This window comes from Nocardioides ginsengisegetis, assembly GCF_014138045.1.
Lineage (GTDB): Bacteria > Actinomycetota > Actinomycetes > Propionibacteriales > Nocardioidaceae > Nocardioides > Nocardioides ginsengisegetis.
Genome location: NZ_JACGXA010000001.1, coordinates 31,365 through 56,829 on the forward strand (window position 1 = coordinate 31,365; position 25,465 = coordinate 56,829).

The 25,465-nt window shown below is 72.5% G+C and carries 16 protein-coding genes; 5 read left to right on the plus strand and 11 right to left on the minus strand.

Annotated elements, in window-relative coordinates; all coding sequences use genetic code 11:
• Positions 1–30: 30 nt before the first annotated feature.
• Positions 31–1,107 (plus strand): phosphoribosylformylglycinamidine cyclo-ligase, encoded by a 1,077-nt coding sequence (purM, locus tag FB382_RS00170; protein ID WP_182535738.1) that lies wholly within the window; start codon positions 31–33, stop codon positions 1,105–1,107.
• A 167-nt stretch (positions 1,108–1,274) separates the two neighbouring features.
• Positions 1,275–1,460, plus strand: coding sequence for a DUF3073 domain-containing protein (locus FB382_RS00175; RefSeq protein ID WP_125037389.1), 186 nt, complete (start codon positions 1,275–1,277; stop codon positions 1,458–1,460).
• Between the two features lie 99 nt (positions 1,461–1,559).
• Here the strand turns inward: FB382_RS00175 and FB382_RS00180 are convergent, their stop codons facing one another.
• The 3 genes from FB382_RS00180 to FB382_RS00190 form a co-directional block, all read right to left on the minus strand.
• Entirely contained in the window at positions 1,560–2,651 is a 1,092-nt protein-coding gene (locus tag FB382_RS00180) for a Glu/Leu/Phe/Val family dehydrogenase (RefSeq protein WP_182535740.1), read from the minus strand.
• A gap of 89 nt (positions 2,652–2,740) precedes the next feature.
• Positions 2,741–4,111, minus strand: coding sequence for a hypothetical protein (locus FB382_RS00185; RefSeq protein ID WP_182535742.1), 1,371 nt, complete (start codon positions 4,109–4,111; stop codon positions 2,741–2,743).
• Positions 4,112–4,149: 38 nt separating this feature from the next.
• Positions 4,150–7,356, minus strand: coding sequence for a response regulator (locus tag FB382_RS00190; RefSeq protein ID WP_182535744.1), 3,207 nt, complete (start codon positions 7,354–7,356; stop codon positions 4,150–4,152).
• 156 nt (positions 7,357–7,512) lie between these two features.
• Here FB382_RS00190 and FB382_RS00195 point away from each other — a divergent pair, with 156 nt between their 5' ends.
• Positions 7,513–11,187, plus strand: coding sequence for a hypothetical protein (locus tag FB382_RS00195; protein ID WP_182535746.1), 3,675 nt, complete (start codon positions 7,513–7,515; stop codon positions 11,185–11,187).
• 108 nt (positions 11,188–11,295) lie between these two features.
• Here the strand turns inward: FB382_RS00195 and FB382_RS00200 are convergent, their stop codons facing one another.
• Together FB382_RS00200 and FB382_RS00205 are read right to left on the minus strand one after the other, a co-directional pair.
• Complete coding sequence (locus FB382_RS00200) at positions 11,296–12,909, minus strand: phosphodiester glycosidase family protein (RefSeq protein ID WP_182535748.1); 1,614 nt, start codon at positions 12,907–12,909, stop codon at positions 11,296–11,298.
• Positions 12,906–14,705, minus strand: coding sequence for a glycerophosphodiester phosphodiesterase family protein (locus tag FB382_RS00205; protein ID WP_182535750.1), 1,800 nt, complete (start codon positions 14,703–14,705; stop codon positions 12,906–12,908). Before FB382_RS00205 ends, FB382_RS00200 begins: the two co-directional genes overlap by 4 nt.
• 178 nt (positions 14,706–14,883) lie before the next feature.
• On the opposite strand from FB382_RS00205, the gene FB382_RS00210 reads away from it, so the two are divergent.
• Positions 14,884–16,944, plus strand: coding sequence for a Calx-beta domain-containing protein (locus FB382_RS00210; protein WP_182535752.1), 2,061 nt, complete (start codon positions 14,884–14,886; stop codon positions 16,942–16,944).
• Between the two features lie 65 nt (positions 16,945–17,009).
• On the opposite strand, the gene FB382_RS00215 is transcribed toward FB382_RS00210, so the two are convergent.
• The 4 genes from FB382_RS00215 to FB382_RS00230 form a co-directional block, all read right to left on the minus strand.
• Positions 17,010–19,421: an SCO7613 C-terminal domain-containing membrane protein gene (locus tag FB382_RS00215; RefSeq protein WP_182535754.1), complete on the minus strand. Its 2,412-nt coding sequence runs from the start codon at positions 19,419–19,421 to the stop codon at positions 17,010–17,012.
• Between the two features lie 785 nt (positions 19,422–20,206).
• Entirely contained in the window at positions 20,207–21,550 is a 1,344-nt protein-coding gene (locus FB382_RS00220; RefSeq protein WP_182535756.1) for an MFS transporter, read from the minus strand.
• Between the two features lie 122 nt (positions 21,551–21,672).
• Positions 21,673–23,673 carry an Ig-like domain-containing protein gene (locus tag FB382_RS00225; RefSeq protein ID WP_182535758.1) on the minus strand — a complete coding sequence of 667 codons (2,001 nt, stop codon included), beginning with the start codon at positions 23,671–23,673 and terminating at the stop codon, positions 21,673–21,675.
• Positions 23,674–23,809: 136 nt separating this feature from the next.
• The gene (locus tag FB382_RS00230; RefSeq protein ID WP_182535760.1) at positions 23,810–24,256 is read right to left on the minus strand and encodes an ester cyclase; all 447 of its coding nucleotides are present in this window, start codon (positions 24,254–24,256) and stop codon (positions 23,810–23,812) included.
• Positions 24,257–24,387: 131 nt separating this feature from the next.
• Between FB382_RS00230 and FB382_RS00235 the strand changes: the two genes are divergently transcribed.
• The gene (locus FB382_RS00235) at positions 24,388–24,612 is read left to right on the plus strand and encodes a hypothetical protein (RefSeq protein ID WP_182535762.1); all 225 of its coding nucleotides are present in this window, start codon (positions 24,388–24,390) and stop codon (positions 24,610–24,612) included.
• A 141-nt stretch (positions 24,613–24,753) separates the two neighbouring features.
• Here the strand turns inward: FB382_RS00235 and FB382_RS00240 are convergent, their stop codons facing one another.
• Both FB382_RS00240 and FB382_RS00245 read right to left on the minus strand, forming a co-directional pair.
• Complete coding sequence (locus FB382_RS00240) at positions 24,754–25,146, minus strand: ANTAR domain-containing protein (RefSeq protein WP_182535764.1); 393 nt, start codon at positions 25,144–25,146, stop codon at positions 24,754–24,756.
• Positions 25,146–25,448, minus strand: a complete 303-nt coding sequence (locus FB382_RS00245; RefSeq protein WP_182535766.1) for a hypothetical protein — start codon at positions 25,446–25,448, stop codon at positions 25,146–25,148. Before FB382_RS00245 ends, FB382_RS00240 begins: the two co-directional genes overlap by 1 nt.
• Positions 25,449–25,465 lie beyond the last annotated feature (17 nt).

A 25,465-nucleotide genomic window follows, 5' to 3' on the forward strand; every position in this document is an offset into this window, starting at 1 on the left:
CGCCGGACGACCAGCCCAGGAGCAGCACCCGTGACCGAGCAGCAGAACGCCTACGCCGCCGCCGGAGTCTCGATCGAGGCCGCCGACAAGGCGATCGAGCTGATGAAGGTCTGGGTCGACAAGGCCCGCCGGCCGGAGATGATCGGCGGCCTCGGCGGCTTCGCCGGGCTCTTCGACGCCTCGGCGCTGACCCGCTACGAGCGCCCGCTCCTCGCGACCTCCACCGACGGCGTCGGCACCAAGGTCGCGATCGCGCAGGCCATGGACGTCCACGACACCATCGGCTTCGACCTGGTCGGCATGGTCGTCGACGACTTGGTCGTGTGCGGCGCCGAGCCGCTCTTCATGACCGACTACATCGCCACCGGCCGGGTCGTGCCCGAGCGGATCGCCGCCATCGTCAAGGGCATCGCGGAGGCCTGCGTGGTCGCCGGGTGCGCCCTCATCGGCGGTGAGACCGCCGAGCACCCCGGGCTGCTGGACCCCGACGAGTACGACGTCGCGGGTGCCACGACCGGTGTCGTGGAGGCCGACAAGCTCCTCGGCCCGGCCCGGGTCCGACCCGGTGACGCGGTCATCGCGATGGAGGCCAGCGGCCTGCACTCCAACGGCTACTCCCTGGTGCGCCACGTGCTGCTCAACACCGCCAAGTGGGAGCTGGACCGCGACGTGCCCGAGCTCGGGCGCACCCTCGGCGAGGAGCTCCTCGAGCCGACCCGCATCTACGCCAAGGCCTGCCTCGAGCTCGCCGACCGGACCCGCACCCACGCGATGGCCCACGTCACCGGCGGCGGCCTGGCCGCCAACCTCGAGCGGGTCATGCCGGCCGAGCTCTCGGCGACGCTCGAGCGCGCCACCTGGACCCCGCAGCCGGTCTTCGACCTGGTCCGCCGGGTCGGCTCGGTGCCCCAGGCCGACCTCGAGGCCACCCTCAACTGCGGCGTCGGGATGGTCTCGCTGACCGACCCCGAGGACGTCGACACCGCGATCGAGGTGCTGGCCACCCACGGCATCCGGGCCTGGGTCGCCGGCGAGGTCCGGGCCGACGAGGCAGGCGATGGCGGGGGCGGCCGGGTCACCCTGACGGGCCAGCACCCCGGCTGGTGAGGGCGGATCCCCCCCGAATCTGGGTGATTCGGTGTGATCCACAGCCGAAACGCTCCCTCGGTGTGCGGGAACAGCCGCCCAGCAGGTAGCGTTACCCCCACGAGAAATCTTTGAGGACAGCCCGGGTGCCAACGAGCCCCGGCCGAGTGTGCGAGGGGGCTGACCCTATGGGGCGCGGCCGAGCGAAAGCCAAGCAGACCAAGGTCGCACGCGACCTTAAGTACCGCACTCACGAGACGGACTTCGGTGCGTTGGCCAATGAGCTGCATGGCGAAGAGAACAACGACACCGACCAGGTCGACCCTGAGGTGCTCGACAAGTGGTCCGACTACGTCGAGCCCCGGCGCGACTGACTCTCCTCGTCGTCACGGGTCACCCGCCCACATGAGAAGGGCCCCGCGTCCACGTCTGTGAACGCGAGGCCCTGTCTCGTTGTTGCTGGCCTGTCCGGCTCAGCTGTTCAGCCAGAGGCCACGCAGGCGACCCACGTCGCGCATCCGCCGCTCCGCGAGCCGGTCGGCCGCGATCGCGGGGGCGACACCGTCGGTCTTCGCGAGCTCGAAGACCTGGCGCGTGGTGTCGAAGATGCCGGTCGCGCGGTGGTGCGCCCGGTCGAAGCTGAAGCCCTCGAGCTCGTCGGCGACCTGGATCAGGCCCCCGGAGTTCACGCAGTAGTCGGGGGCGTAGAGGATGCCGCGGTCCTCGAGGGCCTTCTCCACGCCGGGGTGGGCCAGCTGGTTGTTGGCCGCGCCGCAGACGATCCTGGCCGACAGCACGTCGACGACCTCGTCGGTGATCGCGCCACCCAGCGCGCAGGGGGCGTAGACGTCGAGCTCGGAGGCGACGAGGGCCTGCGTCGACTCGACGCTGGTGACCTGCGGGAACTCGTCGCGCACCGCGTCGACCGACGGCTGGTGCACGTCGGTGACGACCACGGTTGCGCCGTCCTCGATCAGGTGACGGACCAGGTGGCGGCCGACCTTGCCGACGCCGGCGACGCCGACGGTCCGGCCGGCGAGCGAGTCGGTGCCCCACACGACCTCGGCCGCGGCGCGCATGCCCTGGAAGACACCGAACGCCGTCAGCACCGAGCTGTCGCCGGCGCCGCCGTGGGCGACGGTGCGCCCCGTGACGTAGTCGCACTCGCGCGCGATGTGGTCCATGTCCTCGGAGAACGTGCCCACGTCGCAGGCGGTGTAGTAGCGACCGTCGAGCGACTGCACGAAGCGGCCGTAGGCACGCAGCAGCGCCTCGTTCTTCAGCGTCGCCGGGTCACCGATGATGACCGCCTTGCCGCCGCCGAGGTCCAGGCCGGCGAGCGCGGCCTTGTAGGACATGCCGCGGGAGAGGTTCAGGACGTCCGTGATGGCGTCGTTGGTCGACGCGTACGGGTAGAAGCGGGTGCCGCCCAGAGCGGGGCCCAGCGCGGTCGAGTGGATGGCGATGATGGCCTTGAGGCCGGTCGCGGGATCGTTGCAGAAGACGACCTGCTCGTGCTCGGAACCGAGATCGAACACGTCGACACCGGAGGTCTGCGTAGACATGGGTGCTGCCCACTTTCTTGTGTGTCGGCCACGGGTGAGTGGCGTGCGTACCGGACCCGCAGGGGTGGCGCGTGTCCGTGCTCACAAGGCTAGTCGTGACCGGCGGGTATTCCGATTCGGTCGGCCGGGGACGTCCGCATCAGCACCACGTCGCCGTGGCTGCCGTAGCCGACCAGCCGGCCGCCGTACGACGCGCCGTTGAAGCCGACCATCAGCCAGCCGTCGTCCTCGCGGACGAGCGTGGGCCACGGGATGTTGGTGGGGTACGGCGCGTCGAGCCCGCCGACCTCGGCCAGCGCGAGGTCGTACACCGGGTAGCCGCGCCGCTGGCCCCGGCGCCCGTCGCGGCCGTCGCTGGCCAGCACCCGCCATCCGTCGTCGAGGCGGACCAGCGTGGTGCCCTCGGTCGCGATCCGGCCCGTGTCGGCGCCCACCAGCGTGAGCTCGTCGAGGGACGGGCCCGCCGCCAGGGCCGGGTGGAAGCGGAAGAACTTCGGGGCGCTGACGAAACCCACGTGCCAGGTGTCCCCGATCCGGACCAGGTGCGGGTCCCAGACGCCGACCGAGCGCAACCCCGTGGTGGGGACCGCGAGCGGACGGGTGTCGAGGACGTGCCGGCCGGCGAGCAGGTCGGCACGCGTCGTGGCGAGCGTGATCGCCACCGATGCCCCGGGCCGGCGCCGGTCGAAGTCGCCCCACGTGCTGGTCGCGACCAGCCAGTCGTCGTCGCGGCGCACCACGTGGGTCGCGTGGTCGCCGAAGACCCCCGGACGGTCCGGGCGGCGGAAGAACACGTCGGAGACGTGGGCGAGGTCGAGCGCGGGGGAGAGCCGCCACAGCGAGGTGTGGGCGGTGTCGAAGAAGCCCGGTCCTGCGCTGGTGGCGCTGAGGAGCAGGTCGTCACCGTCACGGACCGGGCTGCCGTCCTCCCGGGTGACGAGCCGGACGTCGCGCAGCCCGAGCTGGCCGAAGCCGCCGGCCGTGAGGCGCTCGACGGGTCCGTCGACGGCGGTGACCAGGGAAGCGAGCCAGACCTCGTCCCGCGTGTCGCACCGCTCGGCGAGGTTCACGCGGCCGCGGGCCAGCCAGGTGCCGGCCTCGTGGGTGAGCACGGTCAGGTGGGTGCCGGTCAGGGTCAGGGCGACGCCGTCGACCGGCGCGGTCGCCCGGCCGCTGCGACGGCTGGCGTGGGTCGTCGTGGCACCGCCCGCACGGACGGTGAGCCCCACGGCACCCCGCGACGCGTCGTACTCCCCGGAGAGGCGGACGTCCCCGCCGGTGAGCGACAGGGTGAGGGTGCCGCTGGTGGGCGGGCCCGTCGCGACGACCGCGGCGTACGGCGCGGGGTGCGGCGTGGCCCACTCGACGGCTCCGGCGGTCGCCGCGTCGACGAGGGCGGACCCGGGAGAGACGAGGTCGACGGGCCGGCGCCGGCCGACGATCTCGAAGCGGGGCAGCACCCCAGCAGTCTGGCAGCCGCCCAGCGCAGGGTGAGCGGTCAGCCCCGGCTGCCGATCGAGGTCTTGAGGGCGGCGACCGCCCGGTCGATCTCGACGACGAGCTCGGCGAGCAGCTCGGTCGCGCCGTCGGTCCGGCCACCGTCGCCGAGGGCCTCGAGCCGGGCGGCCGTCGCGCCCACGAGCGGCAGCCCGAGGTTGAGCGCACTGCCCTTGAGCTGGTGTGCCGAGCTCATCAGCCGGTGGGCGTCACGGGAGTCGATGGCGTCCCGGATCGCGACCACCTGGTCACCGACGCGGGACATGAAGGACGCCGACGTGCGCTCGAAGAAGCTGACGCCGTCCTTCTTCAGCTCCTCCAGCATCCGCCGCCGGTCGGGGTCGAGGATCGAGGACTCGGGCACCACCGACCGCGCCCGGGGCGCCTCCACCGGGCGGGCCTGAGCCTGCGGCGGGTCGGAGACCCCGGTCCACTGGCGGATCACCCGCTCCAGCTCGGCGGCGTCCACGGGCTTGGTCAGGAAGTCGTCCATGCCGACCGCCAGGCAGCGCTCCCGCTCGCCCTCGAGGGCCGAGGCGGTCATCGCGATGATCGGGACGTGCCGGCCCGGCGGCTCGTGGGCCCGGACCGCCCGGGTGGCGTCGAAGCCGTCGAGGCGCGGCATCCGGCAGTCCATGAGGACGGCGGCGTAGGAGTGCGGGCGGGCCAGCATCTCGACCGCCTCGGCGCCGTCGTTGGCGATGTCGACCTTGCAGCCGATCGACTCGAGGAGTCCCATCGCGACGAGCTGGTTGACCTGGTTGTCCTCCACCACCAGCACGCGTACGTCGATCGCCGGCGCCGACTCGTGCTCGACCTCCCGGGGTGCGGCGGCGGGACCGGAGGCGAGCAGGTCCAGCAGCGTGTCGAACAGCTCGGAGTGCCGCACCGGCTTGCTGAGGGCCGCCCGGATGCCGGCCTGGTGGACCAGCTGGGCGCCGACGCCCTGGTCGGAGGAGAGCAGCAGCATCGCCGGGCGGCCCAGGGACCGGTCGGCGCCGATCCGGCGGGCCAGCTCGAGGCCGTCCATGCCGGGCATGACCATGTCGAGCAGCGCGACGTCGAAGGGCTGCCCCTCCTCGGCGGCCTCGCGCAGCCGCATCAGGGCCTCGCGCCCGTCGGCGGCGGCCACCGGCCGGAGCTGCCAGGCGGCGAGCTGCTCGGTGAGGATGAAGCGGTTGGTCTCGTTGTCGTCGACGACCAGCACCCGCTTGGCGTTGAGCACGTGCGGGGAGACCTGCGGGCGCTGCGGGGCACCGGTCGCCCGGGCGAACCGCGCGGTGAACGTGAAGGTGCTGCCGCGGCCCAGCTCGCTCCGCAGGTCGATCTCGCCGCCGAGCGCCTCGACCAGCTGGCGGGAGATGGCCAGGCCCAGGCCGGTGCCGCCGTGGCGCCGGGTCGTCGAGGGATCGGCCTGCGTGAACGCGTCGAAGAGCCGGTCGCGGGCATCGGGACGGATCCCGACACCGGTGTCGGTGACCTCGACGCGCAGGACCACGGCGTCGTGCGACTGGCTCTCGACGGTCGCCTGGACGACCACCTCGCCGGAGTCCGTGAACTTCACGGCGTTGGAGCCCAGGTTGGTCAGCACCTGACCGAACCGCACGGGGTCGCCCCGCAGGAAGAGCGGAACATCCGGGTGGCAGGCGACGACCAGCTCGAGCCCCTTGTCGTGGGCCGGCCCGCTCAGCACCGCGGCGGTCTGCTCGAAGACGGCGCGGACGTCGAAGTCGGCCTCCTCGAGCTCGAGCTTGCCGGACTCGATCTTGGACAGGTCGAGGATGTCGTTGATGATCCCGAGCAGGGTCAGGCCGGCGCTCTGCAGACCCTCGGCGAGGCGCCGCTGGTGGGCGTCCAGGTCGGTGCGCATCATCAGGTCGTTGAGGCCGATCACGCCGTTCATCGGGGTGCGGATCTCGTGGCTCATGGTGGCCAGGAACTCCGACTTCAGCCGGGAGGCCTCCATCGCCTCGTCCCGGGCCTCGGCCAGCTGGGCCGCGTTGCGCTCGCGCTCGGCGACCAGGCTGAGCTGGCCAGCGATCTGGCCGATCAGGAAGCGCGAGTTGTCGTCGGGCGGCACCTCGTCGGCCAGCACCTGGATCACCGCGACGCTGTCACCCCGGAGCAGGATCGGGATGGCCACCACGCTGTGGGTGTCCTGGTGGGTCGGCGGCCGGCCGACCTCCATCCGGCGCGAGATGCGGGCGCGTTCGGCGAGCACCGGATCGGGCGGCACGCTCCACTCGACGTGGTCGTGGGGCAGGGCACGCGGGCGCAGCACGCCGTCGTCCTTGCCGACCAGGAACACCGACGTCGCCGCCCAGCTCGTGTGCACCGGCAGGCCGATCGCCATCATCGTGATGGCCTCCTCCAGGCTGTCGGCCTGGTTGGCGGCCATCGCCATCTGCTGGAGCAGCTCGAGCCGCCGGGTGGCCTCGGCGGCCAGCTCGTCGGCCCGTTTGAGGTCGGTGATGTCCTGGGCGGTGCCGCCCATCTTGACCGGCATCCCGTCGGGGCCGCGCTCGACCAGGCCCAGGCCGCGCACCCACCGGATCTCGCCGCCCTTGCGGACGATGCGGGCGTCCCACGCGAACTCGTCGACCCCGCCGAACGTCGACTCGACGTGCCCCTTCACCAGCGGCCGGTCCTCGGGGTGCACGAACTGCAGGAAGCCCTCGTAGGTCGCCTCGAACTCCTGTGGCTCGAGGTTGTAGATCCGGTAGAGCTCGTCGGACCAGGTCACCGTGTCGCTCGCGACGTCCCACTCCCAGCTGCCGAGGTGGGCGATCCGCTGGGCGGTCGCGAGCTGCTCGCTGCGGTGCTGAAGCTCGCCGAGCAGCTCCTTGCGCTCGGCGTACGGCGTGATCCGGTGCAGCCAGCCCAGCCGCGTGCCATCACCGTCGTGGACGGGGCCCCAGCTGGCCAGGCACCACATCGGGCTGCCGTCGGGGCGCAGGAAGAGCGTCTCGAGGTTCTCCTCGCCGGGGTGCCCGGCGGCCATGTCGGCCAGGTGCCTGCGGAACTGGACCCGGCCCTCCTCGTCGAGCAGCTCGAGGGCCGAGATCGTCTCCAGCTCGGCGGGGGAGCGGCCGATGAGCTCGGCGAAGCGGTCGTTGGCGAAGACCGTCCGTCCGTGCTCGTCAAGGATCCACAGACCGTCGGTGCTCGCCGCAGCGATCCAACGGAGCATCCCCGTGTGCTCCTGCATGTGTCCCCTCTTTCCGAGGGCCCCATCATTCCCCACGCGCGCGGGAGAGGGGGAGTTTGCGTGCATTCCCCCAGTGAACGACTCATAACCATGTACGTCGTCCACCGTTGGGCCCCATGATGCCGGGTAGTCGCGCCCGCCCACGGAGGAGCCTGCATGCGCCACGTCAACAGATGGATCCTGATCGCCACCGTCCTGGCCCTCGTGGTGGCGGGGGCCCTGTCGGCCCTGGTCCTGCGGTCCACCGACCGCGCCGAGCGCGACGCGGAGGCGTCCGGCTCCTGCGCGAGCGGCTACCAGCCGGTGCTCGCCGCGATCACCGAGGTCCGCTCGGAGATGCGCAACGAGCGCGCGTCCGGCGGCGAGGGTGACGCCGGGGCCGAGCAGGAGGCCGAGCGCGAGCGCGAGGAGTCCGAGGGCGACCACGAGGAGTCCGGCCTGGACCCCGAGCTGGTGCGCGAGGCCGTCAAGGAGCTCCCGATGCTCGCCGGCACCGACCCCGAGGACTGGGGACACCTCTGCGTGCGCAGCAAGCGGCCCGAGTCGCTCAAGGAGCTCTCGGCGATGTTCGGCGCCCGGGCCATCTCCCGCCTCGCGCCCTACGGCGCCTACCAGGACGGCGCAGCGGTCAACGCGGCCCGCGAGGCCGCAGCGCTGACCCCCGGCTCGGTGCCGGGCACCGCCGGCACCGCCCACCAGTACGGCAAGGGCCCGCTGGTCGTCGACGACCCGGCCTATCCCGAGGTCAACGGGCTGGGCCTCTCCCACAACATGGGGCGGATCGACTCCTACGTCTACGACGCCAAGGCCGGCCGGCTGTTCGCCGCCGTCGGCAACGGCGGCATCTGGCGCTCGGACGACAAGGCGGCCACCTGGCGCAACGCCAACGGCAACCTGCCCACCACGGTCACCGGCGCCGTGGGCTGGTCCCCCGCCCGCGGCGGCACGCTGCTGGCGCTGACCGGTGAGCCGACCTTCGGCTCCTCGGCCTACACCGGCCTGGGCGCCTACTGGTCCGGCGACCTCGGCAAGCACTGGACCCGGTCGAAGGGCGTGCCCTCCGGAGCGCTCGGCTTCGCGATCGCGGTCGACCAGGCCAACCCCCGACGCGTGTACGCCGCCACCCAGCTGGGCCTGTTCGGCTCGACCGACGGCGGCCGCACCTACCGCAACCTCAAGCTGCCGACCGGTCGATGCACCGGCGTCACCGACTCCACGACCCACCCGCGCTGCGCGCTGCGCAACGTCGTCACCGACGTGGTCGTCGCGGCCGCCGGCGGTGAGGGCACCACCACGAAGGCCGGCACCGTGGTCGCGACCATCGGCTGGCGCGGCGGGCAGCGCAAGAACCAGGACGGCACCGTCCAGAGCCCCCGCAACGGCGTCTACCGCTCCGGCACCGGCAAGCCCGGCACGTTCAAGAAGCTGGCCGTGACCGGCTTCGCCGCCCAGGACGCGATCGGCCGGGTCGAGCTCGGCAACGCCGTGGGACCGCAGCAGGACCACGACGTGCTCTACGCGCTGGTCCAGGACGCCAACCTGCTCAACAACGGCGGCGTCTCGGGGATCGACGTACCCGAGGGGGCGAAGCCGCCGGTCGGCAGCACCGTCCTCAACGGCCTCTACGTCTCCAGCGACTTCGGCACCACGTGGAGCAGGCTGGCCAGCGGCACCCAGCTCGCCGGGGACCCGACCACCGGCTCGGCCCTCGTCGGCACCGGCACGGCCACCGGCTACCAGCCGGGCGTCCAGGGTTGGTACAACCTCTGGGTCCAGCCCGACCCCACCCGCCAGGACGCCAACGGCATCCCGACGCGGCTGGCCTTCGGCCTCGAGGAGATCTGGACCAACGAGTCCACCGGTGTCGAGGAGCCGCTCGACGGCACCGCCCCCGTGCACTTCCGCGTGGTCGGCAAGTACTTCGGCGGCAGCTCCTGCCTGCTGCTCTCCACCGGACTCCCGACCTGCCCCGGCGACCGTGAGCCCACCGACAACAACAACACGACGCACCCGGACCAGCAGGACGGCATCTGGTTCGCCGACAAGTCGGTCCAGGGCGGCGTGCAGCTCGTCGTCGGCAACGACGGCGGCTCCTACCGCTACCAGTTCGAGAACGACGACGACGCCGAGCTCGACAACTCCCACTGGGGCAAGGGCAACCAGACGGGCTTCTACACGCTGATGCCCTACTTCGCCGCGATGGCGAAGGACGGCACGGTCTGGGGCGGCCTGCAGGACAACGGCAACCTGAAGATCGACGGCAAGACCCGCAAGCAGTACGAGACCTACGGCGGCGACGGCTTCTTCAGCGCGGTCGACCCCGACGACTCCAAGGTCGCCTACGAGGAGTACACCAACGGCGCCGTGTCCGGCACGTCCGAAGGCGGCACCTCGTGGAAGGACATGGACCCGGGCCTGACCTCGTCGAAGTTCTCCAACCCGTTCCAGATGGACCCGCTGGACGCCGACCACCTGCTGACCGCCGGCCGTGAGGTCGTCGAGACGCTGGTGGGCCCGCGCACCGACGCCGGCATGACCGCCGCCGCGGACGCCGACGGCAGCACCACCACCTGGATCAAGGTGTTCGACCTCGGCACCCGCAGCCACCCCGGCGACGCGTCGGCCACGTCCTCGACCACCGACCCGGACAACTCGATGTCGGCGGTCGCGGTGCGGGGCAACGCGGAGTACGTCGGCTACTGCGGCTACTGCGACACCCTCAACAAGCTGTCGACGTCGAAGACCTACTTCAAGAACGGTCTGGCCACCAACGTCGGCGGGTCCAAGCCCGGCAAGAAGGGCAAGGCCGACGGCTGGCACGTCGTGCCCGCCAAGGGCCTGCCCAACCGCTACATCACGTCGGTCGCCATCGACCCGAAGGACAAGAAGCACGTCTTCGTGACCCTCGGTGGCTACACGCGGCGCTGGCTGCCGCCGGGTGCGGTGGGCGACGCCAACAAGCAGATCGGCACCGGCCACCTGTTCGTCTCGAAGGACGGCGGTCGCACGTTCCGCAACGCGACCGGCAACCTGCCGGACGCGCCGGCGACGTGGGTCTCGATCCGCGGCAAGCAGCTGCTCGTCGCCACGGACGTCGGGGCGTTCGCCTCGGGCCCGCGCGGGGTCACGCAGTCGACACCGAAGTTCGCCCGTCTCGGCGGCCTGCCGTCCGCGCCGGTCGCGAGCATCACGACCAAGCCGGGCAACCCCAACAAGGCGGTCCTGGCGATGTTCGGCCGCGGCGTGTGGACCTACGACTTCGCCAAGCGGATCCCGGTCCCGGTCGACCCGGGCCCGCCGCCGACCCCGACCATCGGCCACGAGTACGCCCACTGGGACTTCGAGAACGGCGCCCAGTCCTGGACCGCCGACGGCGTTCCGCTGACGTGGTCGCAGGGCTCACCCGGACACGGTGCCGACGCGGCCTCGGACGACTCCGGCCAGGCCTGGGCCATCGCCGGCCCCACGGGCTACGTCGACAACATGGACGCCTCGCTGACCTCCCCGGCCACGGCCGGGACCGGCGGCGCGACGGTCGTGGAGTGGTGGATGAAGATGGACACCGAGGGCGGCTTCGACCCGGTCTCGGTCGAGTGGTCCTCCGACGGGACGACGTGGAAGCAGCTGGCGGAGTTCTCCGGCAAGAACCCCGCTGCCCCGGGCTGGTCGCGCTACGCCCTGAAGTTCACCGCCCCGGCGGGGAACGTCCAGGTCCGCTTCCACTTCACCTCCGACTCCCTCTGCTCGGCGATCGGTGGGCCGCTGTGCTCCTCGACCTCCGGCTGGGACGGCGTGCACGTCGACGACGTCCGACTCGGCGCCGCCGGTTGACCGCTGGTTGAGGTGCGAAGGCCCCCTGGGGGCCTGAGCCTCGAAACCCGGTGAGACGAGCAGCGGCGGTGACCCACGTGGGTCACCGCCGCTGCGTTGTTGCGATGGTCAGGGACGGATCAGCAGCGCGTCCCCGACCGGTCGCTCCCCGGTGGCGTCCGAGGGGTGCGAGATGACCTGGCCGTCGACCACCATCGTGGTCGAGCCGCCGCCGTCGAGGTTGATCGCGTCGACGAGCCCCAGCGACTTCGCCACCGCGGCGGCCTCGGGTCCGGAGAGCCCGAGGTCCTGGTCGGTGCGCCCGTCGACGGTGATGAGCACGGTGCGGCCCTGCCCGTCGATCCCCGCGATGGTGCGCGGGTTGCGCTTGATGAACCAGCCGTACTGGAAGCTCGGGTCGCCCGGGTGGACGAAGCCGTCGCGCTTCTGGGTGATGTCGATCTTCCCGTCGCGGACGAGCAGCGGCCCGCCGTTGGTGATGGTGGTGCCGCGCGGCGTCGCGACCGGCCGGCCGCCGGACTCCAGCCGGGGGTGGAGCGAGACCTCGTCGCCGACCCTGACCCCTGCGAGGAGCGACACGTCGTCCCCGGTCGCCTGGAGGGCCGTCTGGCCGGGGGCGAGGGCGGTGCCGCGGGAGTCGCGCACCGCGGTGATGGCGCCCTTCTCGACGACGACCTCGCGCCCGGGGCCCTGCGGCGTGGACGCGGCGTACTCCCGGGTGAACGCCACCAGCTCACTCCCGTCCGCGCACGTGACGTCGTGCAGCGGCAGGTCCGTCGGGGCGTCGGTCGCGTCGCCGCCGCAGTTGCGGATCAGGCCCGGAACCCGGTCCATGCCGTCGAGGTCGAGGGATCGCCCGTCGACCTCGACGGTCCCACCCCACGTCAGACGTCGTACGGCGCTCCCGCGGGCGTCGTCGTGCAGCACGAGCGCCGGGCGGTCGTCGGTGGACTCCGAGACGATCCGGCCGTCGTAGACGCCGGCACCCGCCGGGTCGCCGGGCGCGCCGGCGGCGGGATCGAGCACGAAGAAGCCGGAGTTGATCGCGGCCGTGGCGCCGCCGGCGGCGGCCAGGTCCGAGGTCCTCTCCCGCTGGTAGAGGTCGGGCCCGAACGACCCGCCCAGGTGGCCCGAGAACGTGCGCGGGTCGATGCGCAGGACGTTGACGTGCCACGGACCGCGGTCCGAGGCGTCGCCGTCCCAGCCGGTGTAGACCGACGAGGCCGTCTCGCCGGCCGCCGCCAGGCGGGCCTTCTCGGCGTCCGCGTCGGCCTTCGTGGTGAAGCTGCCGACGCGCACCCGGTAGCCCAGGACGCCGGCCGCGACGTCCGCGGTCTGCGGCTGGCGCACCCGCTCGACCCGGGCTGCGAAACCCTTGGCGGTCAGCCGGTCGGCCTCCGCACGCGCGCTGGCCTCGTCGGAGATCGCCTTGGGTGGCGCGTCCGGGTCGGGGGACGTGCTGGTCGCCGGGATGGCGGCCTCCTCCGTCCAGCGCAGGCTCGGATCCGTGCCCCCGCGGGTGATCCGCGTCAGCGTGACCCCGGGCTGGAGGGTCGTGGTGGTGCGCGACTCGGGCAGGTCGGCCGGCCCGAGGTCCAGGTGGGCGCCGGACGTGCCGGCCAGCGCGGGAGCCACGGTCCCGGTGGTGCCCGCGGCCGCGACGGCGACGCCGCAGACGAAGGCGGCCGCGCTGCGTTGCAGGGTCCTCCTCCGGCCGGTCATCGGGCGAGGAACTTCTGCAGGCCGGCGAGGTCGTCGGTGTTGATCTGGTCGACGCCGACCTTCACGAGCTCGGTCCACAGCGCATCGCGGGACGCGCCGGCGACGTCGTTGGTCGCCCAGAACCGCAGCCGGTAGCCGTGCTGGTGTGCGCGGGCGACGATGTCGCGCAGCTTCTGCTCCTCGGCGGCCGGCATCGGGCCGGCGCCGTCCCACGTGAAGGTGTTGGTCCAGTTGTCGCTGACCAGCGGCATGAACGAGGGGGACGTGCCCTGGTCGAGGTCGGCGAGGCGGCCGTCGTAGCCGGCGTACCGCGTGGGCTGGGCGAGCATGGCCGCGCGGTCACGGTTGCCGCTGATGACGGCGGTGACGGCGCCCTGCTGCGTCGTCGAGGGGGTGTACGTCGTCATCAGGTTGGGGTGCTCGCGCAGCACCCGGTCGATGGCCGGCCAGGTCGTCGACGCGTCGGACTTCACGTCGACGAGCAGCTGGAAGGTGCCGTGCCAGCCGGGGTACTCCGTGCCGCCGTTCATCTTCCGGCGCGCCTCGAGCGGGGAGAGGTAGAGGCTCTCGAGGGTCCGGCCCGGGACGACCTGGTCGCGGTCGTGGGCGACGAGCAGCTGGCCGTCGACGAGCCAGACGTCGGCCTCGACGCTGGTGAAGCCGTGGTCGAGGGCGTCGGTCAGCGGGTGGGTGTGCTCGTAGTCGTTGTGCGCGTGCGCCTGCTGCAGGGGCTGGGCCTGGCGGGCCGTGCCGTAGGCACGGGGGAGGGCGAAGCCGCGGTCGGCGAGGACCTCGCGGAGCCGGTCGGGGTAGTCGGTGATCATCCCGTCCACGCCGTCGTCGATGAGCTTGTTCATCGTGGGCTTGTCGTCGACGGTCCACGGGATGACCTTGATCCCGGCGGCGTGCGCCTCGTCGACCATCGCCCTGGTGACGTAGGGCTGGTAGCCGGGGTCGGTGACCTTGCCGTTCTGCGGGAAGCCGTGCACCGGCGAGAACGCCGAGGCGCCGAACGAGTCGATCGCCTTGATCGGGTCGTCGTCGAAGTCGTCGATGTCAAGGCCGCCGAGCCACGGCGACTTGCCGGGCTGGTCGACCTGGAGGAAGTCGTAGTTGGTCAGGGCCACCAGCGGCAGCCGCGGGTCGACCTGCTTCATCCGCATCAGCGAGCTCCAGTCGAAGCTCTGGATCGTGACCTGGGGCGCGATGTCGGCGGCCCGGATCTCGTGGTCGGTGACCTGCACGAACTTCTCCATCGGTGCGGTCTCGCTGGGGGCGCCGGCCTCGACCTTGGTCTCGACATTCAGCTTGAGCCCGTTGGCGTGGTAGGCCTTCACGAGGTCGAAGACCTCGCTGAGCAGCGGCATCCGCTCGCCGGGGGAGGCCTGCTGCCCGGGAAAGTCCGGCAGCGTCTGGCTGCCGCAGTCCAGCGTGCGCACCTGGGCGAGGCTCAGCGTGTTCACGTACTTGCCGACGTAGGGGTACTCCGGGTCGCCCGGCGTCGCCGGACCGGTGTCCTGGCACTTCGAGCCGTTGACCTTCCGGTCGTGGGTGACGACGGCCTCGCCGTCCTCGGTGATCTGGACGTCGAGCTCGAGGGTGCTGACCCCCAGCCGGATCGCCTTGTCGAACGACGCGAGCGTGCTCTCGACCGTGAGGCCGATGCCGCCGCGGTGTGCCTGCAGGTCGAACGTCGGCTTGTCGGTGGCGGCCTGCGCGGCCGCGGGGTGGAGGGGGGCGACGAGGGCCGCGCCGAGGAGGAGGGCGGCGGCGCCCGAGATGTTCCGAGATGACATGCGCTCGACCATGTGCAGGGCGTCGGACCTCGCGGTGAACACCCGGAGGATCCCCGGCGACGACGGCGTGGCGAGTCCCGCGAGGTGCGTGACATGGCTCACAACCGCGCTCGAAGTGTCGTCACGAGGTGTGTTAGGGGTGGAGGTGACCGCAGATCCACCGACAGCAAGGAGATCCATGACTTCCCCCCTTCGCAGCCGCCTGAGCGTGCTCGCAGTCGGGTCGCTGGTCATCGCCGGCGTCACCGTCCCCGCCTTCGCGGACGGTGACCCCCAGCCCACGTCCACCATCACCGGCCACGCCGACTGGGTCGAGCAGGCCTACGAGGCGAGCAGTGGCGGCGCCGACCTCGACCCCCAGCAGTCGGAGGTCGACGGGCCGCAGCGCACGCCGTTCGGCACGGGCAGCCACCAGATCGAGATCGGGCAGTCCACGGTGCAGACGGAGCTCTACCGGACCCCGAAGTACGACGGGACCGCCCTCTCCGAGCTGACCCGCCTGGAGTACTCGACGTACGCCAAGCGCACCTCCGGCACCGGCGACCTCCGGCAGCCGACGTACCTGCGGCTCAACGTCGACACCAACGGCGACAACGAGCGTGACCACAGCCTGTACTTCTTCCCGGCCAACAACGTCGACCGCGCCGGGCACCCGGTCGCCAACGGCCAGTGGCAGGACTGGGACGTCGACAGCGGCAAGATCAGCGTCGACGGCGACGGCGGTCCGGGCGCGACGACGACGCTCGCCCAGTACGCCAGCGACAACCCCGGCGCCAAGCTCGTGAACAACGACGCGGGCAAGCCCGACGGCGGTGCCCTCGCGCTCGTCACCGGCGGCAACGACGCCGGCAACGCCGACCCGCAGAACAACGGCCGCTACGACGTCGACCGGGTCATCGTGGGCCAGGCCGGCGTGGACACGCTGTTCGACTTCGGTCCGGACAGCGAGACCAGCGGTGCGACGAGCCAGCAGACGGTCGAGCCCGGGCACGCCCAGGGCTGGGCGTCGCAGGCCTACGACAACGTCAACTACCTGACCTCCGACCAGCAGTTCGTCGAGGGTCCCGGCAACCCGCCGTCCGGTGGGGGCAGCCTGCGGATGACGCTGTCCAACGACACCAACCCCGACCGCGTGGAGCTCTTCCGCACCGCGCAGTACGACGGCACCCGGCTGCGCGACCTGCGCACGCTCGACTTCGGCACCTACCAGCGGCCCAACAGCGGCAACGCGACCCCGCAGCAGCCGGTCTACGCCCGCCTGAGCCTCGACGACGACGGCGACGGCCAGCGCGACACCAGCCTGTTCTACTACCCGGCCAACAACGGTGCGGTGCAGCAGAACGCGTGGCAGAAGTGGCACGCGGCCGAGGGTGTCTGGGGCGTCAACGGCGACCCGGGCCCGCAGCAGAGCGTGACGCTGGACGACTACCTCGTCGCCCACCCGGACGCGACGATCGTCAACAACACCCCCGATGGCAACGCCGACGGCGGTGGCCTGTCGTTCCTCGTGGGTGGCAGCGGCACCGACACCCAGATGAACGGCCAGTACTTCCTCGACGACATCACCGTCGGCAAGGTCGACGCGGCCACCGGCCACACGAAGGCCAGTGACGAGTTCGACCTCGAGCCCACCGCGCCGGCGGTCTCGGTCGGCAACGCCCGGGTCTCCGAGGGCAACAGCGGCGCGACGCTGAAGTTCCCGGTGACGCTGGACAGCACGTCCGGCAAGGACGTCACGGTCACCTACGGGACCGCTGACGGCACCGCCAAGGCCGGCAAGGACTACACCGCCACGAGCGGCGAGGTCACCATCCCGGCCGGCCAGAAGACGGCCACGATCAGCGTGCCGGTCATCTCGGACAAGGTCCGCGAGGACGACGAGTCGCTGTCCCTGACGCTCGGCTCGCCGGGCTTCGGCACCATCGCCGACGGCACCGCGCGCGGCACCATCGTCAACGACGACACCCGCGTGGGCCTCAAGGCGCTGCCGGCCAGCGACGGCCGCGTCCGCGCCAAGGTCGACACCCTGCCCGCGGCGCCGCACGCCGGCGTCAAGGTCTTCCGCGTCGTCGACGGCAAGGCCGTCCAGGTGTTCTCGGGTGAGCTCAACAGCCTGGGTCGCCTCAACACGGTGCTCGACAAGCAGTACAAGCCGGGCACCAAGGTCACGCTGTACTCCTTGGTCGTGACCGACAACGGCACCTACAAGTCCAAGCGGGTCACGGTCGTCACCGGCTGACGACTCCGCAGGACACCCGCGAGGGGCGAGCCGTCCGGCTCGCCCCTCGCGCTGTCACCGGGCTGTCACCGGAGCCGGGCGAGGTACGCCGTGGCCTGGCGGAGGTCGTGCAGGCGGCTCTCCCACGTCACCCCGACGACGGTCAGCAGGGTCCCCGCCAGCCCGATCAGCACCCACTGCGGCGTGTTCCCGGTGTACGGCGCCACCTCGCGCAGGGCGAGCAGCCCGCCGACCAGTCCGCCGACCACCAGCGGCGAGCCCCACCGCAGCCGCACCCCGATGAGGACCAGCGCGAGGCAGCCCAGCCCGAGCAGGACCGCCCGCCACGAGATCGGGTCACCCGTCACCAGCCACAGCAGCGACGGCGTGGTGGCGAGCACCAGGCCGGGCGCCAGGGCGGTGGCCGTGCTGCTGTCGGGCAGTCGGCGCAGCCGCCACAGGCCGACCAGCACGAGTGCGACGGCGCTCGGCAGGGTGTAGGCCTCGGGGGCCGTGACGCCGAGGTCGGCCAGCCGCACCCACGTGGCGGCGGCGAGCAGCAGGCCGCCGAGCCACGCCACCGGACGGCGCGACGGGTGCACCAGCGCGGTCGCGGTGACCAGGGCGCCGGCGAGCGTGAGGTGCAGCGCGAGCGAGGTGTTGGGTCGGCTGGCCGCCTCGATCGCGGGCGGCGCGACGAGCAGCACGGCCAGGGTGGCGGCTGCCTCGATCTCGACCCGGGGCAGGGCGATCGCGAGCAGCCCGACGACCACGAGGACCGGCGCGGCGCGGTAGGCGGTGTCCACCGAGACCGCCTCGGCCAGCGACCAGGCCAGCCCGGCCAGCGACAGCGGCAGGACGGCACCGGCCGCGGTCTCGCCGCCGGGGAAGGCGCCGCGCAGCAGGCACCAGGCGGCCCCGGCCACGACCACCGCCGTGGCGGCCGCGGTGAGGCCGGCGCTCGGCAGTGCGGCACCCACGCCGAGCAGGGCCACCAGCCCACCGACGGCCGTCTGCTGCGCGCCCCGGCCACCCGCCCGGCGTACGCCGTCGGCGACGAGGACGAGCCCGACGGCCGAGAGGCAGGCGACGACCGTCCAGAGCGGGACCGCGAAGAGCGCGAGGGTCGTGGTGGCGGCGAGCGCGACGACGGGGACGGCGGCCAGGCCCACCGTCCGGCGCTGCCGGGGCTCGGCCGTCGCCGCGACGGCCACCACCAGCCCGAGGACCAGCGGGACGAGCAGCAACCGGTGCGTCTCCGGTGTCGCGGCGACCAGCCGGACGCCCGCGGTGCGGGTGAAGGCGTCACCCGCGGACACCACGTTGTCCGCCGCGAACGCGACGAGCTCGAGGGCACCCGCGAGAACGCCGAGGGCGGCGAGGGCCAGCGGGGCCAGCGGCACGGCCAGCCGCTCACGCCGTACGACGGCCGCGACCCCCGACCACACGAGCACGGCGACCAGGCAGGTCAGGGCCATCCGCGTCATGCCCTCGGCGAGCGTCGGCAGGGCCACGACGGTGCTGGCGAGCACCGCGGCGACGGCCGCCGCCGCGTTGGCGACCACCCGGCTCGGTCGGAAGGCGAGAGGGAGCAGGGCGAGCAGCGCCGCGGACACGAGGCCGCCGGCGTGCCCGTCGAGCCACAGCGCGCGCACGGACGCGTGGTCGCTGGCGTCGGAGAGCCCGGACAGGGCGAGCCCGGTCCACCACGTGCCGGCGACCGCGACCGAGGCGACGGAGAGCGCCGCGGCCCCGACGCGGCGGCCGAGCACCGCCAGGGTGGTGGCCGCGAGGGTCACCACGACGGCGACGACGTGGTCGTGCACGGTCGAGCCCAGGGCACCGACACCGGCCACGGACAGCCCGAACGCCGCGACGATCTGCGTCGCGACGAGACCGGCGCGGTCGACGACCACCATCGCCAGCGCGCTCGCACCCAGCACCAGACCGACGGCCAGCGTCAGGCCGTGCACATCGAGGTCGCCGAGCCAGCCGGCGTTGTCGGCGCCGACCACGTCGAGGGCCAGCAGGCCGAACGCCACGACGGTCAGCGCCTCACCGGCCACCCGCAGGTCGCGCCGGGCGAGGCGGTTGCCGAGTACGCCGCTGAGGAGGGTCAGGGCGACGAGGATCGTCGTACGCCCACCGACACCGAGCCACGACCACGCGACCGCGAGGAACGTGATGGCGGCCACCAGCAGGCACAGCGCGCCGAGGCTCAGCAGGATCCGGGGCACCGACGCGCCCGTGAGCCCGCGGCGGCGGGCCGCGGGCGGCGCGTCCTCGGGCAGGGGAACGGGGGTGACGGCGAGGGCCGGGGCCAGGTCGATCGTGGCGCGCAGGTCGGCGAGCAGCTGGTCGGCCGAGGTGAGCGTGGCGAAGAGTTGGCTCGCGAGCGGGTGGCGGAGCGGCAGCCGGCACTGCGGGCAGGCGTCGGGGTCGACGGGCAGCAGGAAGCCACAGTCCGGGCAGCGGGTGGGGTCGGCGTAGCGAGGCATGCGCTCATTGGGCCCGACGGAGGCCCTGCGGGGGAGCGAAACCGTGCTCAGGTCCAGATGAGTACGTCGACTCAGCCTGTCGCCCGCTTCGCGGGCGGGTTGCCGCTGCGCGGGGCTGCCTTCCCGGGACAGTCTCGGCGCGGGGTGGGGTGGGGCCGGACGGTCGCTCCCACGTCGACGATGCGAGTCCCTATGCTCGCCGCGTCGCTCGCCACGGCGTGGGTTTCCTGCCGGGCCGCCGCTGGGCGGCGCCGCGCCTCCCTTTGACGGGACCTCGCATCGTCGCCGCGTGCGCGCCCGCCCGTCCCCACGGCTCGCCGCCCGGCTCCCGGGCGGGCGGGGGTCAAGGGTCGCCCAGTGACCCGTTCCGCGCTGACGCGGAATGTCCCCTGTCCTGCGGCAGTGCAACCTGAGTGGTCAACCGACCTTGTTCCCCGCCCGCCCGAGAGCCCGGGGACGGCCCGGGGACGGCGGGGTGAGCACGCGGGCCCCTCGCGAGGTCCCGTAAAAGGTCGGCGTGGCGCCGCCGACGGCGAACACGGAAGGGAAACCGCCTGTAGCGGCGACACGGCGACCCCAGGGACTCGCGAGGGGACCGTGGGAGCGCCCCGTCGGCCCCACCCCGAAGCCCGACCTCCCGGGGAGGCTGCCCCGCGCAGCGGCAACCCGCCCGCGAAGCGGGCGACAGCGGGCGACAGCGGGCGACAGCGGGCGACAGCGGGCGAAATGCCAACGAGGGGCGGACCCCTGGTCCGCCCCTCGTGATGTCCGGCCGTGCCGCTGCTTCAGGCGGCGACCGTCTCCCGGTGCCGCGGTGCGGTCGCCGAGTTCGGCTCGGCCGCCTCGTCGACCTGCAGGTCCCGACCGAGTGTCTCGGGCAGGAACCGCGCGCACACCAGGCTGACGAGCGCCACGCCGACGTTGTACGTCGCCACCAGCCAGAGATCTCCACCCCCGCGGGAGACCAGCCAGGCGGCGATGAGCGGCGTGAAGCCCGAGGCGACGATGCCGGACATCTGGTAGAGCGTGCTGAGCGCCGTGTAGCGGTAGCGCGTGTCGAACAGCTCGCTCCAGAACGCGGCCAGGGGGCCGTAGACGACGCCGTAGATGACGCCCAGCCCGCCGATGAAGGTCGCGGCCACTGCCCAGGTCTGGCCGGTCTGCACGAGCCAGGCGGCGGGGAACGCGAAGAGCAGCGCGACCACGGTGCCCGCGTTGTAGATCGTCTTGCGGCCGAACCGGTCGCTCAACCGGCCGGACACGACCACGAGCCCGACGCCGAGGGCGGCGCCGGCCATGATCGAGTAGAGGACGGTCTGCTTGGAGACGCCGACGGTGGTCACGGCGTAGGCCAGCAGGTAGACCGAGAAGAAGTTGAAGGTGAAGCCCTCGATGAAGCGGGTGCCCATGCCGAGCAGCAGCCGGCGGGGCTGGCGGCGGAGCAGCTGGCCGACGGGCATCGCCGAGACCTGCTTCTCCTCCTGCACCTGCGCGAAGGCCGGCGTCTCCATGACGCTCATCCGGATCCAGGCGCCGATCGCGAGCAGGACCACGCTGACCAGGAAGCAGGCGCGCCAGCCCCAGGCCAGGAACGCGTCGTCGGGCAGGCGGCTCGCCAGGGCGAACGCGCCCGAGGCGAGGAAGAGCCCGCCGGGCACGCCGATGTGGGCGAAGCTGCCGAAGAAGCCGCGACGGCCCTGGGGGGCGAACTCGACAGCGAGCAGCACGGCGCCGCCGTACTCGCCGCCCACGCCGATGCCCTGGAGCACCCGCAGCACGATGAGGAGGACCGGTGCCCACACGCCGATCCGGTCGTACGACGGGAGCAGGCCGATCGCGGCGGTGCCGAGGCCCATGATCGCCAGCGTCCAGATCAGCATCTTCTTGCGGCCGATCCGGTCCCCGAAGTGGCCGAAGAGGAAGCCGCCGATGGGTCGGGCGATGAAGCCCACCGCGAAGGTGCCGAACGCCGCGAACTGGGCGGCCGGGCCGTCGAGGCCGTTGAAGAAGAGCTTGCCGAAGACGAGGCCGGCGGCCGTGCCGTAGAGGAAGAAGTCGTACCACTCGATGGTCGCGCCGACCGCTGAGGCCAGAGCGACCTTTCGGGGTGAGGCCGGTCCGGTTGCCATGCGTGAGCTCCTGTCGTACGGGGCAGTAGTAAACAAAACAACCGAAGTCGATCACATTACTACTTATTCACACAAGGAAAGTCCGACGTGGGGTGCGCCACGCCCCACGGGCAACGGAGGGATCAGTGCCGGGCCACGACCTCGACGCCGACGTAGTTCCACTGGTCGGCGGTGGGTGCGGTGTCGCGGATCGTGACGAGACGGTGTGCCGTCGTGGGGCGCTTGAGCGCCTGCACCCAGAACGTGTCGCCCGCGGCCGTGTCCAGCCACTGCCGGCGCACGACCTGGTTCGACACCGGGGTTCGCGCGACGGCGGCGTCCCAGTCGTTGCCCGCGGCGAAGACGAGCGATCCCTCCTGGACGGCGGGGACGTAGAAGTCCGGTGCCCCGCTGGGCGCACCGGCCGCTGCGGCGACGCCGACCCGGGCGCCGTTGCGCACCGAGACGACGCTGAGCATCCCGTCGTAGCCGGGCGACGCCGGGGTTGCCGTGACCGTCCGCGAGCTGACCCGCGCGGTCGTCCGGGCCGCCCAGATCTCTGAGACGCCGGACTGCGAGCTGCTCCGCTTGACGAGGTGCCAGGTCAGGCCGGCCCCCGACACCTGCGCCGACTGGCCGTCTGCGCCCGCGGGACCGTCGTACGAGACGAGGGCGAGCAGCACCTCGCGCCGGTAGGAGGTGGACAGCTTCGGCGTGGTCAGGCTGTCGGAGCCGCGGGCGACGACGGACGCGTCGATGCTGAGCGGCTTCGGCGGGGTGGTGGGCACGACGTCGACCCGGATGGTCCTCGTCGTGGCGTTGCCCCGGGTGTCGACGGCCCGGGCGCCGAGGTGGTGCGTCCCGGGGGTCGTCTCGCGGCTGTTCCAGATGACCGTGTACGGCGGTGCGGTGCGGGCCGCCTTGAGGGGCTTCCCGTCCAGCAGGAACTGCACGTGGTCGACCCCGCTCGCGTCGACCGCCCTGACCGCGACCGCGACGCGGCCGCCCACGGTGCTCCCCGCCTCGGGGTCGGTGAACGTGACCAGTGGACCCGCGTGGTCCGGGCCGCTGCTGTTGTCGACCGTGATCGCGCGCACCGGCGAGGTGCAGACGCGACCCGCGCCGGTGGTCACCCGAGCGGCGAGCCAGTGCTGGCCGTCGACGACCGTCCCCGAGGCCCAGTCCACGTCGTACGGCGCCCCCGCGGTCGTGGACCCGACCGGGGTGCCGTCGACGAGGTAGCGCACGCGCGCCGGGTTGCCCGCCGACGTCGTCGAGGTGAGCGCGACCGTGCCCGAGACCGTGTCGCCGCCCGCGGGTGACACCAGCTCGCTGGTGCAGGGCGTGGTGTCCGGCTCGGTGGTCGTCCCGACGGTGACCGTGCCCTGCGACAGGGTCACCAGCACGTCGGTCTCGTTGTTGCTCTCGTCGGACTCGACGAAGTCGTTGTTGGGGTCGGACATGGCGCGGAACCAGTACGTGCCGTCCGGGACGCCGTCCAGGGGCACCGACTGGCCGGGGTCGCGGTAGTCGTACTCGTCGGCCCCGCCGACCGAGAGCCCCCGCAGCGTCGTCGGATCTGCGCAGGTGCCCCACCAGTCGTGCCCGACGCCGGCGTGCTCCATCGAGGTGTCGTAGATGTAGGAGTCGGAGATGCAGAAGCCGACCTTCGGCGACATGGTCACCGCCGCCCCGATGCCGCCGCCGGGCGCGACCTCGAAGAGGCCGAACGTCGCCAGCGGGAAGTGGAAGTGGCCGTGCTCGGCGTGGAAGGTGAACGCGTCGGCGATCCGGCGCTGGTCCACGACCGTCCAGGTGTCCCCGGCGTCGTGGGTCATGAGCTGCTGGTGGCCGAGGTAGGTCCCGGCGGCCTCGGAGTAGGACGGCTCGATCCGCAACGGCCCCTCACCCCGGTTGAAGACCAGGTGCGTGTAGCGGAACTCCCGCCCGTCCGGACCGTCGACGATGGAGAAGGAGTCGGTGGGGATGACCGTGGTCAGGTCGGGGAGATGGACGGTGCCGGCGGGTGCGGCGTCGGCAGGACCGCCGACGGTGGTGCTGGCGCAGGCGAGGGCGGCGGCCGTGAGGGCCGCGCAGCCCAGGGCTCCGAGACGGCGGGAGCGGCCGCCGGGTGCAGTCGTCATGACTCCCCATGCTGGCGGCCGCGGCAGCGGCTCGCAGCCGCTTGACCCGGCGTCCCCGATGTCGGGTACGGCGGTGGGACAGGGTGCGGGCGGTGACAGGTGTCGGTGTCGTGTCTGGTTCGGGAGTGGTGGTGCGCTACTGCTGCGTCGATGCGGCGGCCTGCCCGACCCCGAGCCCGAGCTGGGACATGAGCGATCCGGTGTCGAAGTAGGTCCGTTGGGTCCGGACCTTCCCGTCCTTGAACTCGGCGATGTCACACAGGTGCAGCGTGACGCTGCGCCCGGTCGCAGGGATCTCGCCCATGCTCGTGACCAGGGTGCCGGTGTGCGTGCCGCGTCCGGTGAACTCCACGACGACCTGGTCGCCCGAGGAGATCAGCCGGTCGATCGTGATCGTGCCGTCGGGGAAGGCGTCCGCCCACATCTGGTTGTACTGCCGCGACCCCTCCTGGCCGGTGAAGGTGTCGCCGGTGCCGACGACGGTGAGGGTGCCGTCGGGTGCCACGGAGTCGGCCATGAGGTCGAAGTCGCGCTGGTTCCACGCCTCGTAGATGCTGCGTGCGAGGTCTGCGTTGTCTGTCATGTGAGCCTCCGCTCTGACACCTGCCCGCCCTCGTCGACGCTAGACCTGTGCTCCCGCGGGCAGCAATGGACCGTTTGGGCCGTGTGCCGTCTGGGAATGCTCACGACAGCACCGAGAAGCGAGGTCCCCCGATGTTCCACTCCCGCTACCTGCCCTGTCCCGACTGCGGCGCGTCCGTCGACCGGGCCGGTGACTCCCAGCACGATTGCTCGCCGGAGCGCCTGGCCGACTACCAGCTCTTCGGGCTCCGCGACGAGGTCGCCGAGCTCGAGACCCGGGTCCGTGACTACCTCCGGACCTCGGCAGGGCGCTTCGACGCCTGGCTCGCCGCCCGTCAGGTGCGCGGCGAGGCCTGAGCCTCACAAGCCCGGGACGTGGCAACGCGTGGCAAGGGAGGCAGTACCGCAGGTCCTTGACCGACCTGCGGCACTGCTCCTACCCCCCGCTTTCATCCCCCGATTTCGCCCCCCATTTGTTTCCCCCGGCGGGGTTCCCCCCTATACCCCAGTCTCGAGCGCCCGCGCCGCGTGCACGGCGGAGGCGTAGCGCCAGCGCTTGACCATCGTGATGTCGGGCGCCGACCGACGGCTGCTCCGGCCGACCTCGCCGCCACCGCGCGGCGCCGGCACGGGCGGCGCGACCGGGCCCGGCAGCTCGCCGCGCAGCCGCTGCTCCAGCCACCGCACGACGTGCCGGTCCTCCGGGCCGACCCGGCCCTGGCAGATGCCGCTGACCATGGCCCGGCACAGGGCCTGGAGCGTGACGCCCGCCTCGTGCGACCACTGCGTAAGGGTCGCCAGCGACTCGTACGAGCCGTGTCCGTAGCGGAGCATCAGCACGCCCTTGGCCTGCTCGACGAGCGGGCTGGACATGGGTTCGGTTGCCGTCATCAGTTCACTCCTCGAGGTCCGGCCGCCGCGAGCTGCAGGGCGGACCAGGTCGGTCGGAACGCGCGGTCCAGGGTGGCCAGAGCGCGCTGGTCGGTGGGCGTCGGACGTTCCAGCATCGCCAGCGAGATCCGGGCCCGCAGCAGGTGCAGGGCCGCATCGTCGTCGACGTGGGCGCGCAGGTCGCGTGCCGCCGCCTCGAGGTTCCAGGAGCGCCGGTCCGCGACGAGGCGGAGCAGCGTGACGGCCGCGTGGTCGAGTCGAGACCTCAGGGCAGTCCGGGAAGGTCGTTGGTGGGGAAGCATCAAATACCGTCCAGACA